The following is a 234-nucleotide window of genomic DNA, read 5'->3' on the forward strand; positions in this document are numbered from 1 at the left end:
GAGTCCCTGCTCTCCGGCGAAGCAGACGCCAACGACGCCTACCTGGAGGTCAACGCCGGCGCCGGCGGCACGGAGGCGCAGGACTGGGCGCACATGCTGCGGCGCATGTACGTGCGCTGGGCCGAGAGCCAGGGCTACAAGGTCGAGCAGATCGCCGAGACCGAAGGCGAGGAAGCCGGCATCAAGTCCGCAGCGCTGCGCATCTCCGGCCACAACGCCTTTGGCTGGCTGAAG

At 68.8% G+C, this 234-nt stretch carries 1 protein-coding gene; it reads left to right on the top strand.

Annotation, left to right across the window (positions count from 1 at the left end):
- A partial coding sequence (locus R0J92_RS26820; RefSeq protein ID WP_411053923.1) for a PCRF domain-containing protein occupies window positions 1-234 on the top strand: 234 nt, incomplete at both ends.

Source organism: Tritonibacter sp. SIMBA_163 (genome assembly GCF_046535935.1).
Taxonomy (GTDB): Bacteria; Pseudomonadota; Alphaproteobacteria; order Rhodobacterales; family Rhodobacteraceae; genus Epibacterium; species Epibacterium scottomollicae.